The organism is Rothia sp. 110740021-2 (assembly GCF_054263775.1).
The window spans coordinates 545,166-564,255 of the sequence record NZ_JBSZFE010000001.1; the positions used below are offsets into that span (position 1 = coordinate 545,166).

Genomic DNA, 19,090 nt, shown 5'->3' on the forward strand with positions numbered 1-19,090 from the left:
TGAAAAGAACGGTCATTCGCTGAAGGGTTCCCGCGCCGCGGGCGTTCAACCCCACAACGCGATAGCGTAAAATAGATATATCCCCGCGCAAGTGCGCGGATTAGTACCAACACGTTGAGGTAATTTTCGTGACCAACTCTGTGAACCTGGACCAGCTCGAAGAGCGTCCCGTCCTGGTGGTAGATTACGGTGCACAGTACGCACAGCTCATTGCTCGTCGCGTGCGTGAAGCCGGTATCTACTCCGAAATCGTCCCCCACTCCATGAGCACCGAGAAGATGCTCGCCAAGAATCCGGCAGCCATCGTGCTCTCCGGTGGCCCCTCCTCGGTCTACGCCGATGGTGCACCCAAGGGTGACAAGACCCTGTTTGAAGCCGGCGTGCCGATTTTCGGTATCTGCTACGGCTTCCAGGTCATGGCCCAGACCCTCGGCGGCACCGTCGCCCAGACCGGTCTGCGCGAATACGGCGCAACCGACGCTGTGGTCTGCGCTGAGAACTCTTCCTTCCTCACCGGCACCCCCACTACCCAGAACGTGTGGATGTCTCACGGTGACTCCGTGACCGAAGCCCCCGAAGGCTTCGAGGTGCTGGCAAAAACCCCCGGTGCATCCGTGGCAGCCTTCGTGGACGAGTCCCGCAAACTCGGCGGCGTGCAGTGGCACCCCGAGGTGAAGCACTCTGACTATGGCCAGGTTGCCCTGGAGAACTTCCTCTACAACGTGGCAGGCCTGAAGCCCACCTGGTCCACCAGCAACATCATCGAAGAGCAGGTCTCAAAGATTCGCGAGCAGGTCGGTAGCGACCGCGTCATCTGCGCGCTCTCCGGCGGCGTTGACTCCTCCGTGGCAGCAGCACTGGTGCACAAGGCTGTTGGCGACCAGCTCACCTGCTTCTTCATCGACCACGGTCTGCTCCGTGAGGGCGAGCGTGAACAGGTCGAACAGGACTACGCAGCCTCCATGGGTATCAAGGTCATCACCATCGACGAGTCGGAGCGTTTCCTCTCCGCCCTCGAGGGTGTCACCGAGCCCGAAGCGAAGCGTAAGGCTATCGGCCGCGAGTTCATCCGCTCCTTCGAAGAGGCACAGCGCAAGCTGATTGCTGAAGCAGGCGAAGAGGGCGCAGACATCAAGTTCCTGGTCCAGGGCACCCTGTACCCGGACGTTGTCGAGTCCGGCGGCGGCGACGGCACCGCAAACATTAAGAGCCACCACAACGTGGGCGGCCTCCCTGACGACCTGACCTTCGAACTGGTTGAGCCGCTGCGCACCCTGTTCAAGGACGAGGTGCGCGCTATCGGTCGTGAGCTCGGCGTTCCCGAGAAGATTGTGGCACGTCAGCCGTTCCCCGGCCCCGGCCTGGGCATCCGCATTGTCGGCGAGGTTAACCGCGAGAACCTGGAGACCCTGCGTGCAGCTGACGCTATCGTGCGTGAAGAGCTGACCGCAGCAGGTCAGGACGAGCACATCTGGCAGTGCCCCGTGGTTCTGCTGGCTGGCGTTCGTTCCGTGGGCGTTCAGGGTGACGGCCGTACTTACGGTCACCCGATTGTGCTGCGCCCGGTCTCTTCGGAAGACGCAATGACCGCTGACTGGTCGCGCCTGCCGTACGACCTGCTGGCTAAGATCTCGAACCGTATTACGAACGAGGTCAAGGACGTTAACCGAGTGGTGCTGGACGTTACCTCCAAGCCCCCGGGAACCATTGAGTGGGAGTAATCCTTCCACCGGTAGGCTCGTAGCTGCTTGAGGTAGTGAGAGTCTATAAAGAAAGCCGCCCGGTGCATCCTGTTAGTGGATGCGCTGGGCGGCTTTCTTCATGTGAGCGTTTCTAAAAAAACTCCGTAGCTTAGATTTTTCGCATAAATTTTAAAGAAAAACGCCGAAATATTTAAAACGAGAGTTCAAATAAAAGAACTAAAAAATCTCCACAAAACCACACGGGGAAATGAAAACCCTTTAATGCGGGTGATGCGGGTGACGAATCGAATCACGCCAATGAGCGCTCGAACCCAATCCAAAATGCAACGCAAAGAATATTCCAAAGCAACAGAACCCAAACGCGCACGCCATGTAGACGCCATAGGTCAGCATCATGAACTCAGAATCATGGTTCACATCCGATGCCACAATTAGGGCCAAAGAGACACCCAAGATCACAAGCCACATAGCGCTCGCAGCCGCAATCAGCCACGAGATAATGCTCAATACCGGGTGAGGCACCCTAAAGGTCTGCTCAGGGCCCTCGGGGGCGGGCACGGCGGCTACAGAAGCTGTAGCAGGGGTAGTAGACATAGCGGGAGAACGCCACGGAATATGCGCATCAGCATGCTGGCTAGAAGCCTTCGCCGGACGCTGCGGGACACCACCAGATTCGGGAGGGGATGAAAGATACGGCTGTTGCATTGCGGGCTCCTGCATATTTAGCCTCACGGGAGAAGAAACAGCTTAGTTCCTAATCTCGTAAGGAATGAGTGTCAGTGATAGAACAAAAGAATATGGTGGAAAATATATTCCCTCTATATTTCAAGATTAGAAGCGAACCGTCTAAAAAATGAGAGTATCAGCGAATAAGATGCAATATGACGCAAAAATTTCGAAAAATACAAGGAAAAATTAATAAACCTCAATCTGAAGGTTCAGGGTAGGGTTATTAGACAGGGACCTTAACCGTAAAACAACGGCACAGACACAGCAACAGCGAAAGGAACGAGCATGGGAATGATCCTCCCACTCCTCTACTTAGGGGTAGGCTTCGGGCTCGCAACGTTGCTACCCGAGCACTGGGGCAACCACCTGAAAGAAAGCGCCTCCGCCCTGCTGACCTGCTGGATTATCCCCACCGTCATCGTTTATATCGTCGCCACCAGCCGTCCCGAACTCTTCTTCATGGCAGCCTCCACCATGGTGCTCATGGCGCTTCTCGTACGCTGCTCCGGCTTTTTCACTAACGACCCGGTGCAACGGCTCGCCCTCGTCTACCTCAACGCCGGAATCTTCGGAATCCCCGTAGTCGCCAGCTTCTGGGGTGAGGAAGCCGTACGCCTATACGTCGGCGCGTATATCGGCAACTCCGTCATGGGTAATATTCTCGGCACCTCACTCATGCGCAGAGAAACCAATACAGATGGACTCACGACTAGCCGCACCAAGCCCACACAAAAAGCTGCCGTTAGTGCGGTACTACGGTCCCTGCTCACTAACCGCCCCATTGTCGCCGTAGCAATCGGGCTGATATGCATGCCCACCGGACCGTTTCTCAACACCCACGCCGCCGGTATCTACCGGCTCATCACCTGGGTCTTCAGCTTCGTCGGGCTCATGGTGCTAGGCATGTGGCTGAGCACCGCCCGACTGCACCGAACCGACCTAAAACAAGCCCTCGGGTGGGCAGTACTTCGTGTTGTGCTCGTGAGCGTCTACAGTGTCGGCATACTAACCGCTGCATACTGGATGCACACGCATACCGGAGTGCACCTCGATCAGCTACTGGCACACCCGCAGGTACTTTTTATCCTCGGAGTGCTACCGCCAGCCGCTAATATCGTCATTCTGGAAACCCACTACCGGCACGAGGGGACTGCAGCTCCGGTTATTGCTGCCGGGGCAGTCGTCAGCCTGGGAATGATAGCGCTCGCCGTGCCGATTCTGCAGCTGATGTTCTCCGGCTAAGCGGCACTAAGAATGCACGCCGGAATAATAAAGGACAACACAAAAGGAGGGCGGGACATAAGCCTCACCCTCCTTCTGCTGTCTAATACCTTATCGGCACGCGGTAGCACTCAACGAGCTACAGCGCTTATCGAACGATGTAGTACACCTTCGCCTCGTAGGGGCGCAGGGTCGAATCCACGTCGTCCTTGTAGTTCGAGCTCACCAGCTCAACACGAGCACCAGCCTCACGAGCCTCAGCAAGCACATCGAAGTCGCGCTCCTGCTCCTCGGCAGTGAAGTTCGAAACCACCAGCAAAGACTCGTTCGCAGGGCTGCCGTCCGCACCACCGGTACGGGTGTACGCGTACACAGCCTCGTCTTCGTTGTGCGGAACCTGAACCGAGTCCACCGGAGTGAAGGCCGCGTAAACCATCAGGTCCTTCAGCTTGCCGCGGCGCAGAGCCACCAGCTGCTGGTAGTGGTAGAAGATCGAATCCTCATCAGCCAGAACAGCCTCAGCGTTAATCGCCGGGTAGTTCGGGTTCACGGCAATCCACGGGGTCACACCCTCGGGGCTGAAACCACCGTTAGCGGATGCATCCCACTGAACCGGGGTGCGAGCATTGTCTCGGCCCTTAACGTAGATTGCCTGCATCGCCTCTTCGTGGCTCAGACGCTTGTGGTCAATGTGCATATCCTCGTAGAAGCGGATCGAGTCACCATCGCGGTAATCCTCAATCGAATCGAACTTCACGTTGGTCATGCCCAGCTCTTCACCCTGGTAAATGTACGGGGTGCCCTGCATGAAGTGCAGGGTGGTCGCCAACTGCTTAGCGGACAGGGTACGGAACTCATCCGAATCGTTACCGAAACGAGAGACAACGCGCGGCTGGTCGTGGTTGTTCCAGTACAGCGAACCCCAGGCGTTACCCGCCAAGGTGGTCTGCCAGTCGTTCAGGATGCGCTTGAGCTCGGTCAGCTTGTACGGCGCGTAGGACCACTTGCCGCCCAGATTGCCGTTCGGGTCGTTATCCACGCCCATGTGATCGAAGTGGAAGATCATGTTCAGCTCACCGGTGTGGTAGCCAGCCCACAGCTTAGCGTCCTCGGGGCTGGTTGCGCTGGTCTCGCCCACGGTCATCACATCGTAGCGGCTGAAGGTCTCACGGGTGAGCTCCTTCATCCACGGGTGCACCATGGTGCCGTTCGCAATGACGAACGGAATCGAGGAAGTGTGCTTCTCAAAGTCAGTGGAGGGGTCATCCGGGTAGCCCTCGGGCTTGGAGATGATGTTGATAGCGTCCAGGCGGAAGCCGTCAACGCCCTTGTCTAGCCACCAGCGGACCATGGAATACAGGTCCTCACGAACCTTCTCGTTCTCCCAGTTCAGATCGGGCTGTTCCTTGAAGAAGATGTGCAGGTAGAACTGGCCGGTCGCCTCGTCCCACTCCCACGCCGGGCCGCCGAACTCGGATGCCCAGTTGTTCGGAGGAATTGGGTTGCCGTCCTCGTCGAAGCCCTTCGGGTCCTTCCAAATGTAGTAGTCGCGGTAGGGGTTGTCCTTCGAGGAACGGGACTCCTTGAACCAGGGGTGCTCATCGGAGGTGTGGTTTGCGACCAGGTCCATCAGGATCTTGATACCGTGCTCGTGAGCGGTTTCGAGCATCTCGTCGAAGTCTTCCATGGTGCCAAAGTCACTCATGATCGCGAAGTAGTCAGAGATGTCGTAGCCGTTGTCCACATTCGGCGAATCGAACACGGGGGAGAGCCAGATGACGTTGATGCCCAGCTTAGCCAGGTAGGGCAGCTTCTCGGTGATGCCCTTAAGATCACCGATACCGTCGCCGTTTGCGTCGTTGAAGGAGCGGGGGTACACCTGGTACACCACGGCTTCCTTCCACCACTGGCGGCCTTCGTAGGAGGGAACCTCGTATGCCTCGGAGTTGCTCATAATTGCCTTTCTATACCGGCTAACCAGCCAAAAAGAGAACAAGTTGTCTGTGAAAAATAAAAGACGGTGAAAAATAAAAGATAGAAACCCACGCCGGTGCGGGAAACCCCAAACTATGGGGGTTTCCCGCACCCAAATGCAAGAGCCTTACTTACGCATTACCGAAAAGGTAAACCTTCACCTCGTAGGGACGCAACAGGGTACCCTCGTCGGTGAACTCGCGGTTCTCGTCGCGGTAGTTCGAGCTGATCAGCTTCGGGCTGTTCTCAGTTGCTTTCAGCTCAGCAGGGGAGAGAGCCTGCGAGTTGGTCAGCACCACTGAGTCCAGGTTGCCGCCCGCATAGTTCAGCTGAACGGTGTCATCGGTAAAGTTAGCGACAACCAGCAGGGTGCGCTCGCCGGTTGCTTCGGCGTCCTCGTCGGAGTTCACGCGCAGGTAGGCGTAGACCTGCTCGTCTTCTTCATCCAACAGGCGGTACTCACCGGTCAGGACAATCGGGTGCTCGCGGCGCAAGCTAATCAGGTCGCGGTAGTGGTAGAACACGGAATCCGGGTTAGCGAGCTCTGCCTCTGCGTTGATTTCGGTGTAGCGCGGGTTCAGCTTCAGCCACGGGGTGCCGGAGGTGAATCCTGCGTTCTCGCCGGCGGTCCACTGCATGGGGGTGCGTGCGTTATCGCGACCGGAGGCGCTGATGTAGCGCAACATATCCTCCGCGGAGACGCGGCCCGACTCTTCAACGTACTTGCGCCAGGAGTCGTGAATCTCCAGGTCGTTGTAGTCCTTCACATCGTCAAAGAAGACGTTGGTCATACCCAGTTCTTCACCCTGGTAGATGTAGGGGGTGCCCTGCATCAGATGCAGTACGGTGCCCAGCATCTTGGCGCTGACGGTGCGGTACTCAGGGGAGTCGTTACCGAAGCGGGAGACGGTGCGCGGCTGGTCGTGGTTGTTCCAGTACAGGGAGTTCCAGCCGCGGCCGTGCAGACCCTCCTGCCAGTGGGTGAGGACCTTCTTGAGGTCAACCAGGTTGAAGCGGCGGTCGGACCACTTGCCGGTCACGCCACCTTCGGAGGCGTCTACGTCCATGTGCTCGAATTGGAACACCATCTGCAGCTCATTGCGGTCGAAACCGGTGTAGAGCGCGGCGTCGTCCACGGTCACGCAGGGGGTTTCCCCCACGGTCATGACCGGGTACTTGCTCAAGACCTCGCGGTTCATCTCCTGCAGGAATTCGTGCACGCGCGGGCCGTTAGCTGCGACAGCCAGGGAGTTGTCGAGGCCGCCAGCGAGGACCGCAGGGTCCTCGGGGAAGGAGAGGTCCTTAGAAATCAGGTTGATGACGTCCATGCGGAAGCCGTCCACACCCTTGTCCAGCCAGAAGCGCATGATGTCGTAGACCTCTTCGCGGACCTTCGGGTTCTCCCAGTTCAGGTCGGGCTGCTTGATGGAGAAGTAGTGCAGGTAGAACTGGCCGGTCGCCTCGTCCCATTCCCACACGGAGGGGCTGAAGCAGGAAATCCAGTTGTTCGGCGGAATCGGGTTGCCGTCCTCATCGAAGCCCTTGGGATCGCGCCAGATGTAGTAGTCGCGGTAGGGGTTGTCCTTGGAGGAGCGTGCCTGCTTGAACCATTCGTGTTCGTCGGAGGTGTGGTTGACAACCAGGTCCATCATGAGCCTAATGTCGTGCTTGTGCGCGGTTTCGAGTAGCTCATCGAAGTCTTCCATGGTGCCGAACTCAGTCATGATGGCGCGGTAGTCGGAGATGTCGTAGCCGTTGTCATCATTCGGCGAGGCGTAGATGGGGGAGAGCCACAGCACCTGAATACCCAGCTTGGCGAGGTACGGAATCTTCTCGGTAATGCCGGGCAGATCGCCGATGCCGTCGCCATTGGAATCGTTGAAGGAGCGGGGGTAGATCTGGTAGACCACCGGTTCCTGCCACCACTGGGTTTGGGTCGTCATGATTGTTCCTTCCCTTGGTATGGTTGCGTGGGGCCGCTCTGTGGGCGGCTAAAGTCTGATTAGCGCTGGTTGGTGAGAGGCGTAAGGAGGCTCTGCGGTGCCCAGCTGGAGGGGTCAATGTCCAGGAGCAGACCGCTGTGATCGGAGATCGCTTCGGGGGAGTTGTCGCGGAAGACTACCGCGTGAGAGTTGACCGTGAGCAGTCGGTCGGCGAAAACGAAGTCGATGCGCTTGGCGTCAGTGTTACCTTCCCAACCGGCGATTTCGCGGTGGACGGTATTCTCACCGTCCGTGTGCTCAGCCAGCATGCGGGTGTCAATCATGCCGCTGGAAGTCACATATGCGTAGCCTTCATCGCTCAGATGCGCGGCAGAGTTAAAGTCGCCGCCGAGTAGCACGGGTGCGGTGAGGGCGCATTCTGCGAGTGCCTGCGAGAGACGGGTGTATTCCTGCGCGAAGAGGGGTTCGCCGTCGAAGTCCCACCAGGACATGTGGGTGGTGGCACACCAGAAGGTGCCCGTCTCAGTTTCGATGAGCGCAGCTTGGGCTGCACGGCGCTGTACCTGGTGGTAGCCGTAGTGGGGGGACATCTCGATGGGCTTGATGCCGCGAATCGGCAGGCGCGAGAGGATTGCGACGCATTCGTCGTAGAGGTTCCAACCGATGTGGGTTTCGGTGAGGGTCCACTCATAGCTTGCACCCATTTCGTTGAGTGCCTGTACGAGTAGCAGGGCGTAGTTATCTTCGCGGACCGGCACGCCTGCGCCGCCGCGGTAGTTCAGGGGCTCCTTCACAACGGGGGTGGAGGTGAGCTGGTTGACTTCCTGCAGCGCAATGACATCCACCTGCTGTTCAATGATGAACTTTGCAAGGATGCGGATTTTCAAAATCTGGTGGATTTCGCACCAGCTATGGGTGTTGAGGGTGAGGAAGCGCATATAACTAAGTCCGGGGTAGTGTATGAGAAAGAAGTTTGAGGGACGCACCCCGTTGTTGAAGGTTGGGAGCACAGCGGGGGCTCTGGACCTATGGGTGCACTGTTTATGCTATCGATTCTGTGCGCTGGGTAATAGGGAAAAAGTCTCATCTGCAGCAAGTATTTTTAACCAGTGCCGGGAGATGTTTCAGGTTCTGAAAAACTCTTTCAAAACTTCATAAATTGGTATCTCTGACTACGTAAAAGCTGGCATTATTGTTTCTGTCTAAAAACACATTCGGCATTTAGCGCACGCAGGTCATGTGGCGCCGATTTCATACACTTCCAATTAATTAGAGGTATAAAGATACGGCGCTCGAATGCATGAACAGCAGGTTGGCAATGAACGCCAACCCCTGCGTCCGCGCACTCGACAACCCGAAAGGGCGTATAGCCTCATGATGGAAAAAGTACAGAGGTTCGGCTCTGCCATGCTGGCACCCGTTCTTCTCTTCGCATTCGCTGGCCTCGCGGTCGGTATTGCGATCATTGCACAGAACGGCGACCTAATCCCCCTCGCCGCTGACAAGAACAGCCCCTGGAACCACTTCTGGTCTGTTTGGGAGTCTGGCGCATGGACCGTCTTCAACCAGATGGAACTGCTCTTCGTGATCGGTCTGCCCATTGCACTGGCAAAGACCGCTAACGCACGTGCAGTGATGGAAGCTGCCATGGTCTACCTGACCTTCAACTACTTCGTTGGCACCATGCTCAAGGTATGGGGTAAGGGCGAAGGCGGCACCGGTTTCTTCGACCTGGACTACACCACCGACATTTCTGAGAGCGCGGCAGGTACCGGTCTGAAGATGATTGCCGGTATCAAGACCATGGACACCGGTATCTTCGGTGCCATCATCATCTCCGCAATCGTGGTGTGGGTACACAACCGCTGGTTCGACAAGAAGTTGCCGGACTTCCTCGGTATCTTCCAGGGCTCGCAGTACGTTTACGGCGTCTGCTTCTTCCTGATGATGCCCGTGGCATTCCTGTTCTCCTGGCTGTGGCCCTACGCTCAGCACGGCATCTCCTCCCTGCAGGGCTTCTTCATCGCATCCGGCGCAATCGGTGTGTGGGTTTACACCTTCCTGGAGCGCTTCCTGATTCCTACCGGTCTGCACCACTTCATCTACTCCCCGTTCGTCTTCGGTAACGTTGTTACCCCGAACGGTATCGCTAAGGACTGGCCGAGCCACCTGAGCGAGTTCGCTAAGAGCGACAAGCCCCTGAAGGAACTGTTCCCCGGCGGCGGCTTTGCACTGCACGGTAACTCCAAGGTCTTCGCACCCATCGGTATCGCCGCAGCGTTCTACACCACTGCTCGCCCGGAGAAGCGCAAGGAAGTTCTTGCTCTGCTGATCCCCGTCAGCCTCACTGCAATCCTGATCGGTATTACCGAGCCCCTCGAGTTCACCTTCCTGTTCCTGGCACCCCCGCTGTTCCTGGTCCACGCAATCCTGGCAGCAACCATGGCAGCAATCATGTACCAGCTGGGTCTGGTTGGTTACATGGGTGGCGGTCTGCTGGACTTCCTATTCCAGAACTGGATCCCGCTGTGGGCAAACCACTCCGGCACCTACCTCATGCAGATCGGTGTGGGCCTGTGCTTCACCGTCCTGTACTTCGTGATTTTCCGCTTCATGATTCTGAAGTTCGACTTCAAGACCCCCGGTCGTGAAGAAGACGGCGGCGAGACCAAGCTCTACAGCAAGGCAGAGTACAAGGCTGCTAAGGCTGCTGAGAAGGACGGCGGCGCAGCAGCTCCCGCAGCTGACGGTGACCTCTACGCACCTCGCGCAGCAGGCTTCCTCGAACTGCTCGGTGGCGCAGAGAACATCACCACCGTGAACAACTGCGCAACCCGCCTGCGCGTCTCCGTTGCTGATGAGTCTCTCGTCAGCACTTCGGACGCAGACTTCAAGAATGCAGGCGCTCTGGGTCTGGTCCGCAAGGGTAAGGCATTCCAGGTTATCGTCGGCATGGACGTTCCCCAGGTTCGCGAGCGTTTCGAGACCATGGTGAACGAAGCTAAGACCCTCTCCTAAGAGGATTCAGCTTTCAGCCGCCTGACGGCATGACGCCTCATAAGGTATAGACTTCGCCGGCGGTATCGGATAACACCGATACCGCCGGCGAAGCTGTACCCGGATACATACCCGACGTATACCCAGCTCAAATCTGTAGACACACTCACCCTAAGTGAGAGATGACTATCCTCACCCACCCTGGCCGATAACCCTAGAGCGTGTACTATTTATATATTGCTCACCATCGGATTCAGGAGCTTTGAGTGGATTTACAAGACGTCGTGAATGCGAACCAGCACCGATTCAGTGAAACTGAGCGGGAAATTTTGGCATTCATGCTGGAAAATGAAGAGTTCGTTGCAGAGTCAACGATCAACTCCCTGGCGCATAAAACTTATACTTCGACCAGCTCAATTATCCGTTTGACGAAGAAACTGAACTTCTCCGGATTTGCTGAGCTGAAGTACTTCATTAAGTCATCTCTGAACCGCAGCGAACCCTTCAATCCACGGTTCATTGAGAGCGGCCGCGAAGACATTCAGCGGACCTACGACTACCTCGAGCATATGGAGCTGAGCGGACTGCTTAAGCGCATTCATGAGGCTCGCACAGTGTACTGCTTCGGTACCGGCTACGCTCAGCGTAACGCCGTGCAGGAATTTGCCAAGTCCATGCAGGTTTGCGGTAAGTTCTGCCACGTCATTCCGGCACGTAATGAGTTCGAAAGTGCCATGAACAATATGACCCAGGACGACGTGGTCATCATTGTGTCCTTCTCCGGCCAGACCGAGAACATGCGTGAACACATTAAGATGCTGGCGCTACGCCGCATCCCAATGATTGCGGTGACCGCCATTGGCGTGAACTACATGTCCTCGCACGCCGAGTACTCTCTGCACTACCAGACCACTCCCACCCATATCAGCACCCACCGCAAGCCCTACTATTCGTTCGTGGCGCTGTCGGTGCTGCTGGACTACATCGTGCGCCGCTACATTGAATTCGTTGAACACGAGCGCCGTGAAACCCTGCAGGACCAGGTGGACGACGCTCTCAACAGCGGGGGCGAAATCGACGCCTGACAAGGCGTGACTGTGCCCGTCTGCTCCTTTACTCACTCCTCCTGAATCCGACCGAATCCGCCTGAGACCATCTGAAAGAGACACCCTGTGACCGCAATTTTCGCGCTCATCGATAACACCGAGAAGATGCGTAAGTACCTGTTCTGGTACCTCATGATCATCCCCGCACTGCTGTTGCTGTGGATTGTGCTGGGCGCAGCGAACTCCCAGATGGACTTCCAAGCAGCCCTGAAGATTCCCTTCTTCACCGTGGCATTTCTGAATGCCTGCCTCAGCCTGCTGCTGGGTGGCACCCTCAAGCTCGCAGGTGCAGAGAACGAACGTACCGAACGGGCCTACGCCCTGTACCTGACCGTACTGCTGGTCATTATCGGTAACCTGCCCGGCGCAATCCTGAGCTTCTTCCTCTTCCGCTCCCTGCGCTTCGGCAACCTGGAAAGCGAACTGGCGCCCAAGTACCGTTGGGTGCTTCTGCCTGCCCTGGTCTTCTACGTATTGGTGACCGTAGTGCTGTTCGCCGTCAATATCGCAATGTGGTCGAAGTAAGCGCACAGGCACAGTAAGCACAAAAGTGCAGTAACCATACAGGCACACACTGACACTCGCCCTTTTGAGGCACACCGGGCAGAGGACCCCGGAAGAACTACAATCTTCGGTGTGTACGCGTAAACGTACACCGTACTGATCCACAAGGACACTCGCACCGTGAACCAGATTCCAGAGCCTACCGACGCGCACCACGCACCCGGCACTCCGGCTGATACTGCTCAGCCCGCCGTAGCCGCCGCGACCTCAGCAGAGGAAACCCACGAAGTATCCGACGAAATCAACATCGCCGAGCTGCCCGCACACCTGAACCCCGCCCACGAGGACTTTGACCCCTCGGCGGGGCTTGAGCGCTGGACAGAACAGATGGACATTTACACCGGTCCCGACGCGATGCTCGACTTCAACCAGGTCGACTACGTGCACATCGACCTGTCCGAGGCGAACCCCTCCGGTTTGGCTCAGCTACTCGCTGGACGTAAGACTCGCCTCTCCACGATTCTGCGCGAAAAGTCGCAGCTGGAGGCAGGCATGCGCTCCGCACGCACCCTGCGCACCAAAATCTACGAGCTTGCCACCGACCACGGCCTGGACTCCGGCTACTTCGTGGCGGGTACCGCCTCGTGGCTTTCGCACGACACCCGCGAGAATACCGCCGCCTACGAGAAGCGCTTCATCGCACCGATTCTTATGGCACCGCTGAGCATCACTCCGCACCCGAAGGACGATGACTTTGAGCTGCGCCTCGCCGGTTCCGCACGCCTGAACCCCGCGATGGTCCGACAGATCAAGCAGGAATACGGTATCGATCTGGGCACCATGGATGTGGCGCAGCTGGCGAACTCCATGTCCCGTCTGGACCCTGAGCCGGTCATCGAACGTATGCGCGCCTCTGCAGGCCGTATTCCGGGCATGACCATCGAGTCGAAGTACTTTATCTCAACCTTTGCTGACCTGAAGGAAAGCCTGGGCGAGCTGCCGCATACCGCCATCACCCCGCTGGTTCGTGACCTGGCGGCGCTGAAGGTGCCCGGCGTGAAGCCCCGCGAGCTCAACGCCCACAACCTGCAACCACCCCTGGATCAGCGTGACCCTGCAGAGGAAATGCTCCTGCTGGATGCGGACGCAAACGCTCAGGAAATTGTCGACACAGCGGTCAGTGGATTCTCCTTCACTATCACTGCGGCGCCCGGCACCGAGCCGCTACGTACTGCTGTGAATATTGCTTCTGCCCTGATGGGGCGCGGCAAGTCAGTGCTGGTGGTGGGCGAGAAGCGCTCCACTCTTGCCGATTTTTCGGCGCTGCTCAAGCGCACCGGCATTGAGAACCTGCGCTACGATCTGCTTGCCGAGCATAATGCTGAGGCTCAGCGCGCCGAGTTCATCCGCGCAATCGTGCGTAATGAGGGCGCCGAAGAACCGAACTCCGAGGACCTGAACGAAGAGCTCATGGCAACCCGTGCCGCGCTGCTTGACCATACTCGTGCCCTGCTGAACAAGGACTCGAACTGGCAGATTTCTGTCTACTCGGCGCTGCAGCGTCTGGCTGAGCTGACCGCCTCCGAGGACGGCCCGGCAACCCGCGTGCGTTTTGACCGCCCTATGCTTGATTCGCTCATGGAGCGTGAGCAGGTGCGTGCCGAGCTGGTGCGTCTGGGCGAGATTGATGGTTTTGCGGCAGCTTCGCGTACCTCCCCGTGGTACCGTGCCCGCCTGGTCAATGACGAGGAAGCTGCCGAGGCATACGCCCTGGTCATTACCCTCAAGTCGTCCTTGCTCAACCTGCGTGAGACGATGAACCACACCAGCGCCATGCTGGGTTTGCGCCTGGGTCGTACCATCGCTGAGTGGGAGTCGCAGCTGGCGATTCTGATGCGCATCCGTGAGACGCTCAAGCGTTTCCGTGCGGATGTCTACGACCGCCCGGTGACCGACCTAATCGCGGCGACTGCCTCCGGTTCGTGGCGCCGTGAGAACGGCATCGAGATGAGCAGTATGCAACGTTCCCGCCTGCGCCGCGCGGCGAAGGAGTACATCCTGCCCGGAGTGAATATCGGTGAGCTGCACGAGCAGCTGAAGGTGGTTCAGTCGGAGCGTGCCGAGTGGATTCGCCACATTGAGGCGCCCCGCACCCCGCAGATTCCGGAGAACCTGGATCAGCTGGCTGACGCCCTGAACTCCCTGGTTTCTGAGCTGGCGGGCCTGGGCATTGTCCTGGCTGACACCATTGAAGGCACCGACTTTGTGCGCACCAACCTTGACACACTGGATGCGCGTCTGGACGCCCTCATGGCGGACCGCGTGCTGCTGATGACCCTGCCGGAGCGTGACGCCCTGACCCAGAAGCTGCGTGAGCGCGGTCTGTCGGAACTGCTCGATGACCTGTACGCGCGTCAGGTTCCGACCGAGGTTGTTTCCGCTGAGCTGGAGCTTGCCTGGTGGCAGTCTGCCTTGGAATTCTTGCTACAGCATCACGAAGGTAAGCTGCTGGACGGTGACCGTCTGCGCGATGCAGAGTCACGTTTCCGCCGTGCCGATTACGCCCACATGACTAGCGCTCCGGCCCGTTTGCTGGCGAAGGTTGCTCGCGTGTGGACTGAGCGTATTGAGTCTGAGCATGACCAGGCGGCGTACCTGAAGAGTCAGCTGCGTGGCTACGAGTTCATGCTCGAAGAGTTGCTGACTCACGCCCCGGTCATGGTGCGTACCCTGTTTCCGCTGTGGACTGCGAGCCCTTTCGCCCTGGCGCGTAAGGTTCCCTCCTCCATGCGTTTTGATACGGTGCTGCTGCTGGACTCCGAGTCAACCCCGCTGGCGGCGAACCTGCCGGCGATTACCCGCGCCGACCAGGTGATCGCCCTGGGCGACCCGCATTCGGGTTTCCCCTCGCCGTTCATCGTGTCTGCGCCGACTTTCGGTGCACCTGAGCCGACCGATGAGCAGCTGGACAGCACCTTCGACGTGCTCGCTACCGTGCTGCCCAACCGTACCCTGGCGATGCTGCACCGCAGCATGGACTCGGTGATTCTCGACTACCTGAACCGTGAGTTCTACGGTTCGCAGCTGCATGCGGCTCCGGTGAGCCGCGCCTCCGCCCAGCCTGCCGGTTCGCTGACCGTTGAGTGCATTGATACTCGCGGTAAGGTCAGCGATAATGCGAACCTGGATTCGCCCGGTGTTGAGGTGGAGCGCGTCACGAACCTGGTGCTGGAGCACGCGTACCGCGCCCCGGACCGTTCGCTGGCGGTTGTGACCGCTAGCCCGAAGCACGCTCAGCGTGTGGCTGAGTCGGTGCGTCACGCCCTGAGCCTGTACCCGCAGCTGGCACCGTTCTTTGCCGCCGGCGAGGAGTCTTTCCGTGTGGTCGACCTGACCCGCGCTGAGACCCTTGAACGCGATACTGTGATTTTCTCCCTGGGTGTAGGCCGTGCCCGCCTGGGCCAGGCGTCGTACGATTTGGGTCAACTGTCTGCCGAGCACGGTCGCCAGGGCTTTGTGGTTGCGTTGACTCGCGCACGCCGTGCCCTGCGCATCGTTTCGTGCATTGACCCGTCGGAGCTGGACCCGCAGAAGCTACATCATGGTGCGGTGGACTTCTACCATCTGCTGCGTGAGCATGCGGAACGTCAGGAGCGTGAAGAAGTGGAGGCGAAGGCACAGCGCGTACCGGAGAGCCTGCCGCGTAACGCATTCTTGGCAGCTGACGATGTGGACACCCCGGATTTGGGCGACTGGCTGCTGAACGATTTGGTAGCGCGTCTGCAGGATTGCGGTGTGCGTGTGAGCCGCGGTGAGGGCGATATCGCTCTGATTGCGCACGCCCCGGAGAAGCTGGCGGCTGAGCCGGTGCCTGCGTTGGGCGTGGCTCCCGTGGTCTCGTCGAACCCGAGCGTCCCGGCAGCTATGCCGCTGGTGGCGTGCTCTGATGGCGAGCAGAATTATGCGCGGGCTTCGGTGCGTGAGCGGACCCGTCTGCTGCCGGAGCGTCTGAGCCGCACGGGCTGGAACTACATTACGCTGGGCACCCTGGAGGTGTTCGCTGACCCGGATGCTGTGGTGGCGCGTGTGCTGCACTACCTGGATATGGATGAGGGCGCTGAGGTCCGTGGCTAGTTATTCGTCGACGCCGAAGCCTCGCCGCGGCCACCGCCGTGTGAGCGGCGGCGGCTCGGTGAGTGGGGCTGAGCCTCTGCTGGTGGGTGTAACGACGCCTCCGGCGGTGGCTTCGGGTACCTCGTCTGTTGCGGGGACTTCCGCGAAGAAAGCTGATGCTCAGAAGCGGACCTCTCAGAAGGCGGGTTCACAGAAAGCGGCTACCTCCGCGCAGCCACTGCCACCGGAGGAGCGTGAGCGTCTGGAGTGGATGCGTCAGCAGTGTCCTCCGCACTGGGGTAACAATATCGTGTAGCGCATCCGAGCCGGGAGTGCTTCTTGAACGCCGAGGGGCGGGGCAACTTGTGTTGCCCCGCCCCTCTTATGACTGGTGTGGAACTTTCGCTTAGGAGTTGCCCTTATCGGTGCTGTAGAAGCCGGAACCCTTGAAAGTCACGCCAACGGTGTTATAGCGCTTGCGCAGGGTTTCTTCGCCGCACTGCGGGCAGACGCGCAGTGCGGCGTCGCTAAAGGACTGGCGCTGTTCAAAGACGTGATTGCAATTCTTGCACTGGTAAACGTAGACCGGCATATTGTCCTTCTGTATCGATTTTTTAGCTGAGCGGGTTTAATAACAGTGGTTTGAGTGTACCGCTTTTGAAATGCTCTGGGCTATTTGCGGTTTCTTCTCAAAAGCTATTGCTGGTTTCTTTTTGCCTTTTTCTTGAGCGACTTTGTTGGAGTGTTCCTGCATATCTTTGAGCTTTTGCATGAAGATTTGGGGTGTCAAGCAGGAGGTGGGCGGTGCTGGTCAACCGGCTACACTGATGACTGCTGAGAGGCATGGAAAATGCCTTCTTCGGTGAGGATGACTGGCAGAATAGCGTCCCACTGGTCGTAGGGAATAGCTTTATAAATTTCATCGGCAAAGACCACACCGATGGTCTGCTCATTCAGCTGCTGTGCGCTGAGCAGGGGGATAATGCGGTCGTAGTAGCCGCCTCCCTGACCGAGGCGGTGCCCGCCAGCATCAAAGGCGAGAGCGGGGATGAGGCGCACATCGGCGTTCACGAAGGCTTGCTCGTCCTGTTCTTCGCCCTCGGGTTCGGGGATTCCCATGGGACTGAGCGGATGCTCAACGGCGGGGTCCCAGTGCACCCAGGCGAGCTTGCGGCCGGGACGCACGACGGGTACGAGGATGCGGTGTCCCTGCTGATGGAGAGCGTTTAGTGACTGAACGATGGGCGGTTCAGATTTGGTGGGCAGGTATGCCGCGATGGTGCCGGGGGAGTGGAGGCGCTGCGCGACCGCCTCAAGAATGTGGCGGGTGAAAAGGTCAGCCATCTGCTGCTGGTCATGTTCGCCGCGGCGGCTGCGTGCGGTGAGGCGGTGCGGGCGAATCTGGGAACGGAGAATGTCTTTATCCAGGGAGATATCTTCTGCGCTGGCACCGGTGTCGGAGTTGCTGATTGCGGCTGCGGTATTGAGAGGCATGGTGTGTCCCATCGTCTTGCGGGTGAGGTCTTAATATAGGGGCGGGGGAGAGTGGCTCTATGGGTTAGGTTGGCTGGTTTGAATCGTGGTGCCTCTGCTCTGAGGGGCGTTTAAGGTGGGGCGAAAACATCTATGCGGGCGGCAAAAAGTAACCTACTCTGCTGGGCTGTAGAATCTACTTTTTAGTATAGGGATTACAGAAAATAGCATTGGGTTCTGAAGAACGTATTTTCTCTACATCCCGAAGAACGTAGCTTCACTGATATGTAGTTAGTCACGTTGAAGATTTTTTCATGTCATAGTGTCGATAAATCAGCTTAAGTACTTTATAACTTAGGGTATTCTTGTGGCATGGCTACTGAAATTAAGTCTGTTACTAAGGCAGTTATTCCTGCTGCTGGTCTGGGCACCCGATTCCTGCCCGCCACGAAGGCAACCCCGAAGGAAATGCTCCCCGTCGTCGATCGCCCCGCGATTCAGTACGTGGTGGAGGAAGCAATCCGTGCCGGTCTGAACGACGTTCTGATGATTACCGGCCGTAACAAGCGCGCTCTTGAGGATCACTTTGACCGTGTTCCCGTTCTGGAGCAGCAGCTTGCTGAGCAGGGTAAGGACGCCCTGCTCGCATCCGTGGTAGCTACCAATGAGATGGGCGGCGACCTGCACTACGTGCGTCAGGGTGACCCCAAGGGTCTGGGCCACGCTGTTCTGCGCGCAAAGCGCCACGTCGGCGATGAGGCATTCGCTGTTCTGCTCGGCGATGACCTGATTGACGAGAAGGAAGACCTGCTCGCTCGCATGGTGGAGGTCCAGGAGCGTACCGGCGGTTCCGTCGTTGCTCTGATGGAGGTTCCCCGTGAGGCTATTTCTGCTTACGGTGCAGCTGCTATTGAGGCTGTTGAGGGTGAGGACGATTTTGTAAAGATTACCGGTCTGGTTGAGAAGCCTGCTGCTGATGAGGCTCCCTCGAACTACGCTGTGATTGGTCGTTACGTTCTGAGCTCGAAGGTCTTCGAGGTTCTGGAGAACACTGCTCCGGGTCGCGGCGGCGAGATTCAGCTGACCGACGCTCTGCAGACCCTGGCTCAGGGGGAGGGCGAAGGCGAAGGCGTCTACGGCGTGGTCTTCTCCGGCCGCCGTTTCGACACCGGTGACAAGCTGTCCTACCTGAAGGCAAACGTTATTCTTGCTGCTGAGCGCCCCGAGTTCGGTGAGGACCTGCGCGCATGGCTGAAGGACTTTGTCGCAGAGAACTGCTAAGCACTCTGCATCCGCTCTCTAGCGAGGGCAACCGATAAATACCAAC

The 19,090-nt window shown here is 58.2% G+C and carries 14 protein-coding genes; 8 read left to right on the plus strand and 6 right to left on the minus strand.

Annotated features, from left to right (window positions below; genetic code table 11):
- Nucleotides 1–128 precede the first annotated feature (128 nt).
- Nucleotides 129–1,721 (plus strand): glutamine-hydrolyzing GMP synthase, encoded by a 1,593-nt coding sequence (guaA, locus tag ACUXHH_RS02370; RefSeq protein ID WP_279791300.1) that lies wholly within the window; start codon nt 129–131, stop codon nt 1,719–1,721.
- Between the two features lie 240 nt (nt 1,722–1,961).
- Here the strand turns inward: guaA and ACUXHH_RS02375 are convergent, their stop codons facing one another.
- Nucleotides 1,962–2,408 (minus strand): hypothetical protein, encoded by a 447-nt coding sequence (locus ACUXHH_RS02375; protein WP_314079786.1) that lies wholly within the window; start codon nt 2,406–2,408, stop codon nt 1,962–1,964.
- 309 nt (nt 2,409–2,717) lie between these two features.
- On the opposite strand from ACUXHH_RS02375, the gene ACUXHH_RS02380 reads away from it, so the two are divergent.
- A complete protein-coding gene (locus ACUXHH_RS02380) occupies nt 2,718–3,674 on the plus strand; it encodes an AEC family transporter (RefSeq protein WP_279741210.1) in 957 nt (318 codons plus the stop codon).
- 127 nt (nt 3,675–3,801) lie between these two features.
- On the opposite strand, the gene ACUXHH_RS02385 is transcribed toward ACUXHH_RS02380, so the two are convergent.
- From ACUXHH_RS02385 to ACUXHH_RS02395, 3 genes are all read right to left on the minus strand, one after another.
- On the minus strand, nt 3,802–5,607 hold the full coding sequence (locus ACUXHH_RS02385; RefSeq protein WP_458390738.1) for a glycoside hydrolase family 13 protein: 1,806 nt from the start codon (nt 5,605–5,607) through the stop codon (nt 3,802–3,804).
- 151 nt (nt 5,608–5,758) lie between these two features.
- The gene (locus tag ACUXHH_RS02390) at nt 5,759–7,570 is read right to left on the minus strand and encodes a glycoside hydrolase family 13 protein (protein ID WP_279754893.1); all 1,812 of its coding nucleotides are present in this window, start codon (nt 7,568–7,570) and stop codon (nt 5,759–5,761) included.
- A 59-nt stretch (nt 7,571–7,629) separates the two neighbouring features.
- Nucleotides 7,630–8,508 (minus strand): endonuclease/exonuclease/phosphatase family protein, encoded by an 879-nt coding sequence (locus tag ACUXHH_RS02395; protein WP_458390739.1) that lies wholly within the window; start codon nt 8,506–8,508, stop codon nt 7,630–7,632.
- 436 nt (nt 8,509–8,944) lie between these two features.
- Between ACUXHH_RS02395 and ACUXHH_RS02400 the strand changes: the two genes are divergently transcribed.
- The 5 genes from ACUXHH_RS02400 to ACUXHH_RS02420 all read left to right on the plus strand — a co-directional run bounded on the left by ACUXHH_RS02400 (nt 8,945) and on the right by ACUXHH_RS02420 (nt 16,606).
- Entirely contained in the window at nt 8,945–10,588 is a 1,644-nt protein-coding gene (locus ACUXHH_RS02400; protein ID WP_279741205.1) for an alpha-glucoside-specific PTS transporter subunit IIBC, read from the plus strand.
- Between the two features lie 245 nt (nt 10,589–10,833).
- Nucleotides 10,834–11,652: a MurR/RpiR family transcriptional regulator gene (locus ACUXHH_RS02405; RefSeq protein ID WP_279741203.1), complete on the plus strand. Its 819-nt coding sequence runs from the start codon at nt 10,834–10,836 to the stop codon at nt 11,650–11,652.
- A gap of 87 nt (nt 11,653–11,739) precedes the next feature.
- A complete protein-coding gene (locus ACUXHH_RS02410) occupies nt 11,740–12,198 on the plus strand; it encodes a cell shape determination protein CcmA (protein ID WP_458390740.1) in 459 nt (152 codons plus the stop codon).
- A gap of 159 nt (nt 12,199–12,357) precedes the next feature.
- Nucleotides 12,358–16,311, plus strand: coding sequence for a DEAD/DEAH box helicase (locus ACUXHH_RS02415; protein WP_458390741.1), 3,954 nt, complete (start codon nt 12,358–12,360; stop codon nt 16,309–16,311).
- Nucleotides 16,304–16,606: a hypothetical protein gene (locus ACUXHH_RS02420; RefSeq protein WP_458390742.1), complete on the plus strand. Its 303-nt coding sequence runs from the start codon at nt 16,304–16,306 to the stop codon at nt 16,604–16,606. Before ACUXHH_RS02415 ends, ACUXHH_RS02420 begins: the two co-directional genes overlap by 8 nt.
- Nucleotides 16,607–16,696: 90 nt before the next feature.
- Here the strand turns inward: ACUXHH_RS02420 and ACUXHH_RS02425 are convergent, their stop codons facing one another.
- Both ACUXHH_RS02425 and ACUXHH_RS02430 read right to left on the minus strand, forming a co-directional pair.
- Complete coding sequence (locus ACUXHH_RS02425) at nt 16,697–16,882, minus strand: FmdB family zinc ribbon protein (protein WP_279755104.1); 186 nt, start codon at nt 16,880–16,882, stop codon at nt 16,697–16,699.
- A gap of 227 nt (nt 16,883–17,109) precedes the next feature.
- Nucleotides 17,110–17,784: a 5-formyltetrahydrofolate cyclo-ligase gene (locus ACUXHH_RS02430; protein ID WP_279755105.1), complete on the minus strand. Its 675-nt coding sequence runs from the start codon at nt 17,782–17,784 to the stop codon at nt 17,110–17,112.
- A 351-nt stretch (nt 17,785–18,135) separates the two neighbouring features.
- Between ACUXHH_RS02430 and galU the strand changes: the two genes are divergently transcribed.
- Nucleotides 18,136–19,044: a UTP--glucose-1-phosphate uridylyltransferase GalU gene (gene galU, locus ACUXHH_RS02435; RefSeq protein ID WP_279741195.1), complete on the plus strand. Its 909-nt coding sequence runs from the start codon at nt 18,136–18,138 to the stop codon at nt 19,042–19,044.
- The last annotated feature ends 46 nt before the right edge of the window (nt 19,045–19,090 follow it).

What these genes read in the sequence shown, in the direction of transcription:
- galU (WP_279741195.1), top strand. Translation starts at nt 18,136, where the DNA reads ATGGCTACTGAAATTAAGTCTGTTACTAAGGCAGTTATTCCTGCTGCT.
- ACUXHH_RS02425 (WP_279755104.1), bottom strand. Translation starts at nt 16,882, where the DNA reads ATGCCGGTCTACGTTTACCAGTGCAAGAATTGCAATCACGTCTTTGAA.
- ACUXHH_RS02380 (WP_279741210.1), top strand. Translation starts at nt 2,718, where the DNA reads ATGGGAATGATCCTCCCACTCCTCTACTTAGGGGTAGGCTTCGGGCTC.
- ACUXHH_RS02430 (WP_279755105.1), bottom strand. Translation starts at nt 17,784, where the DNA reads ATGCCTCTCAATACCGCAGCCGCAATCAGCAACTCCGACACCGGTGCC.
- ACUXHH_RS02395 (WP_458390739.1), bottom strand. Translation starts at nt 8,508, where the DNA reads ATGCGCTTCCTCACCCTCAACACCCATAGCTGGTGCGAAATCCACCAG.
- ACUXHH_RS02400 (WP_279741205.1), top strand. Translation starts at nt 8,945, where the DNA reads ATGATGGAAAAAGTACAGAGGTTCGGCTCTGCCATGCTGGCACCCGTT.
- ACUXHH_RS02375 (WP_314079786.1), bottom strand. Translation starts at nt 2,408, where the DNA reads ATGCAACAGCCGTATCTTTCATCCCCTCCCGAATCTGGTGGTGTCCCG.
- ACUXHH_RS02385 (WP_458390738.1), bottom strand. Translation starts at nt 5,607, where the DNA reads ATGAGCAACTCCGAGGCATACGAGGTTCCCTCCTACGAAGGCCGCCAG.
- ACUXHH_RS02390 (WP_279754893.1), bottom strand. Translation starts at nt 7,570, where the DNA reads ATGACGACCCAAACCCAGTGGTGGCAGGAACCGGTGGTCTACCAGATC.